This is a genomic window from Nakamurella sp., from assembly GCF_048594475.1.
In the GTDB taxonomy this organism is placed as follows: domain Bacteria; phylum Actinomycetota; class Actinomycetes; order Mycobacteriales; family Nakamurellaceae; genus Nakamurella.
The window spans coordinates 1-3,818 of sequence record NZ_JBMDXT010000294.1 but is presented as its reverse complement, the minus strand read 5'-3'; the positions used below and the strand labels follow the sequence as shown (position 1 = coordinate 3,818).

Annotated in this window: 2 protein-coding genes and 1 pseudogene; 2 read left to right on the top strand and 1 reads right to left on the bottom strand. The window is 77.9% G+C overall.

The window, feature by feature from the left end; genetic code table 11:
• Positions 1–307: pseudogene (locus ACOJUF_RS13565) on the top strand (hypothetical protein); the annotation flags it as partial.
• Positions 308–359: 52 nt separating this feature from the next.
• Positions 360–2,099, top strand: a complete 1,740-nt coding sequence (locus ACOJUF_RS13560; RefSeq protein ID WP_420122368.1) for a DUF6350 family protein — start codon at positions 360–362, stop codon at positions 2,097–2,099.
• A gap of 167 nt (positions 2,100–2,266) precedes the next feature.
• Here ACOJUF_RS13560 and ACOJUF_RS13555 read toward each other — a convergent pair.
• A partial coding sequence (locus ACOJUF_RS13555) for a substrate-binding domain-containing protein (RefSeq protein WP_420122367.1) occupies positions 2,267–3,818 on the bottom strand: 1,552 nt, incomplete at its 5' end.

Here is a 3,818-nt window from a genome sequence, read left to right as displayed (position 1 = left end):
GCTCGGCCCAGGCGCCGCGGGCGACACCCGCACCGGCTGGTCCGACCGCCCGCCGGCCCCGGTGACGTTGGCCAAGCATGCCGAGACCGGGTCCGCCGCCGACGAGTCCGACGACGCCCGGCGATGGGCCCCGTCCGTCGCGCCCGATGGCCCGTCCGGTCCCGCGGGTGACCCGGCCGCCGGAGCGTCCCCGACCGCCGCGCGCCCCGCGGCCGGGCCCGACCGCGCGCCGGCCCCGGACGAGGGCGTCACCGAGGTCTACCGGATCCCGCCGCGGACCGGATCCGAGGGCTCGTCGGGTTCCTGAGGGCCCGGCGTGCCTGGCCCGCCCCGCCGACGCGGCGTGTGACAGTGGGCCGGTGCTGCGCGACCTGGCTCCCGAACGGGCGACCGCGCCGGCGACCGACGACCCACCCCCGGCGACCGGCCTGGTCGTCGCGGCGGCTGCGGTCCGCGGCGCCGTCGTCGCGATCGCCGGTGTCCTGCTGACGGCCGGTCTGGCCCTGATGGTCTGGGCCATCACGCCCGCCTCCGGTCCGGACGCCGCGGTCGCCATGCGCGGGGGCGTGACCGCCTTCGCCCTGGCCAACCTCATGCCGGTCGACATCGGCGACGTCACGCTGAGCCTGCCGCCGCTGCTGCTGACCGCGGTCCCGGTCACCCTGCTCGTGCTCACCGCCCGCCGCGGCCGGTTCCTGCCGTCCGGCCGTTACCAGGAATCGATCGCCGTGCTCACCACGGCCGGCGTCTACGGGCTGGTGGTGGCGGCGACGACGCGGGGGTACTCGACGCCCGGCGCGGTGCCGCCCGGCTGGGTGTGGACCGCCTTCGCCCTGGCTCTGGTGGCCACCGGCCTGGGCATGCTGCGCGGCGACTCCGCCTGGTCGCAGTGGCTGCTCCGGGCGCTGCCGGGCTGGGCCCGGGCCGGGGTGCGCGGCGGGGTCATCGGATCCTGCGCGCTGGTCGGCGCCGGTGCCCTGGTGCTGGCGATCGGCCTGATCGCCCGGTTCGGGACGGCCGTGGACATCGCTGCGGCGGCCGCACCCTCCTGGCTGGACGGCCTGGGCATGACGCTGCTGGGCCTGGCCTACCTGCCCAACGCCGTCGTCGCCGCAGTCGGTTTCCTGTCCGGCGTCGGCTTCGAGGTCGGACCGGGCACCTACTCGCCGCTGGCCACCTCGACGGTCGACCTCCCGGGGGTTCCGCTGCTGGCCGCGGCTCCCCAGCAGAGCGGGCGGACCATCCTGGGATTGGCCTGCCTGGTGCTGCCGCTGGCCGTCGGGTACCTGGCCGCCCGGCCCGCCGTGCGCCGGCTGGTCACCCGGGCGGACCGGGTCGCGGCGGCCGGGCTCGCCGGTGTGCTCGCCGGGACCGTGCTGGCGCTGGCCGCGCTGGTCGCCGGCGGCGGGGTCGGCGACGGCCGCTGGTCGCCCCTGGGGTCGCCCGCCGACCTGCTCGGCCCCCCCAACGCCGTCGAGGTGGCCGCGGTCGCCTGCGTGGTCGCCGCCGTCACCGGCTGGCGGACCGTGCCCTGGCGGGTCCGCGACCTGACGACAGCCCCGGACGCCGTCGACTCGACCGGCGACGCCCCGGCCACCACGGACCCGCCGCCGGCCGATGGAGCGACGGTGTCGGTACGCGGGCGCCGGACCCGGCGAGGCAGCCGCACGGCCGAGCGGTCCGCGGGTGAGCGCAGCCCGGCCCGGCGCCGCCGCGGGCGCGCCACGGCGGATCAGGCTGGTGCGGGTGAGGCCGGGACGGACGCGACGTCCGATGCGGGCCGGACCGCCCCGAGCCAGGCCGCCGGGAGCGAAGCCGAAGCCGAAGCCGAAGCCGGCGTCGAAGCCGTGTCCGACGAGACGGCGCCGGATACCGGAGCGTCGAGCGAGACGGTGACCGACGCCGACGCCGACGCCGACGCCGACGCCGACCCGCCCGCGGGTGTGGAGGCGTCGAGCGGGACGGCCGCTGACGCCGACGCGGCGAGCGAGGCAGCCGCCGGCGAATCACCGGAGACGGCCGAGACCGATGGCGGGACCGGGGAACAGGGCACCGACCAGGACCGGACCCCGCGGTCCGGGCCCACCGCTCGGACCTGATCGCCCGCGCGGCCACCTGGCGCGCTGATCAAGTCGCCGTTCCGGGCGCGAGTGACGGCGCGAAACGGCGAGTTGATCAGCGTGGCGGCGCCGCGCACCGCTGGCACGGCGCCGTGGGCCCGCCCTGGTGTGGCCCCGGCCTCCAGCCCCCGCCGGACCGCCGGCCGTCAGCAGCTGGGTCGGCAGAGCCGCTGGCCGACCGCGTCCAGGAAGATCTCGCCGATCTGCCGCGGATCCTGGGACAGGTAGGTCGCACCGCCGGTGACCTTGCTGATCTGCTGCAGCGCGCCGACGTCACTGTCCGGCCCGAAGGCGATGGCGATCACCGGAACCGGCCGGGCCGGGTCCTGCTCGGCCGTCAGGGTGCTCAGCAGCTGGTCCAGGCTGATCGAGTTGACGTCGTCGTTGATCCCGTCGGTCAGCAGCAGCACCGCGTTGACCCGGGCCGGGTCGTACCCCGCCCGCACGGTCCGGACCGCGTCGAGAGTGGTGTTGTAGAGCCCGGTGCCGCCGTTGGGGATGGCGCGCAGGCCGTTCAGCGCGGCCGCCAACCGGGCCGCGCCGGTGCTGCCCTGGCCGTCCGGACCGAGCGAGCTGATCCCGATGAGCTCGCGGTGGTCGCTGGTCGGCGTCAGGTCGGTGGAGAACTCCCAGAGGCCGATGTCGCTGTCCGCCCGGTACAGGCCCAGGCCGCGGGCCGCCGCCTCCTTGGCCAGCCCGATCCGGTCCTCGTCGGTCCCGGGCACCGCCGCCCGCATCGACCCGGAGATGTCCATGACGGCCAGCATCCGGGACGGCTCGTTGGTGAGCTGCACGCTGCGGATGGCGTCGTCCACGGCCTGCGCGGTGGGCGGGTCGGCCGGCTCCCGGTGGTTCGGGTCCAGTCCGCCGCCGGTGGGCAGGGCGGGACCGGCCGACTGGTCGGGGGCGCGGAAGCCGGCGTCCTGCAGGGCGGCGCGCACCGGGTCCGAGCCGAACGCGGCGGCCAGGTCGGCGGCGGCCGCCCGGGTCGCCGGATCGGTGCCGACGGCGGAGACCGGATAGTCCAGGACGAACGCGCCGGCGCCCGGGTAGACGACCCGGATCGGGTCGCCGCCGGCGGACCGGTCGCGAGCGACGACCGCCTGCTCGCCGACCGCGACCGCGGTCGACGGGTCGGCCGCCAGCCGGTCGAGCAGGTCGCCGGCGGGCACCGGCAGGTCGTCCGGGCTCGACCGGACCGCCCAGGTGAGCGCGGCCCGGGCGTCCGGCGTCCCGGTGACCGAGGCCCGGGCCGCCAGGACCGCGGCGACGGCGGCCGCCGACCGATCGGGGTCGGCCAGGCCGATCCGGATCGGTGCGGCGGTCCTGCGGGTGGCCAGCAGGCCGGCCACGTCGGTGCTCCCGCCGCTCGCGGCGAGCTGCTGGGCCGCCGATCCGGACAGGGCGAACACCACCGGGCTGGTGGCGATCGACGGCGCGCGGTCGGGCACCGCCAGGCCGGCGGCCGCCGCCCGGGCCAGCCACATGGACGCATCCGGGATCCACACCGCGGCGCCCGTCGTCCCGCTCGACGCCACCTCGGCGGGGTCGGCCGGTTCGATCGCGACGGCGCAGCCGGCCGCCGTCAACCCCTCCCGCTGCGTGACGGCCGCCAGCACCGGCGCGATCTCGGGAGCCGCGGCGACGGTGAGCGTGCCGCCGGCGACGCTCGTCGCGCCGGTGTAGGTGTTCGCGCCG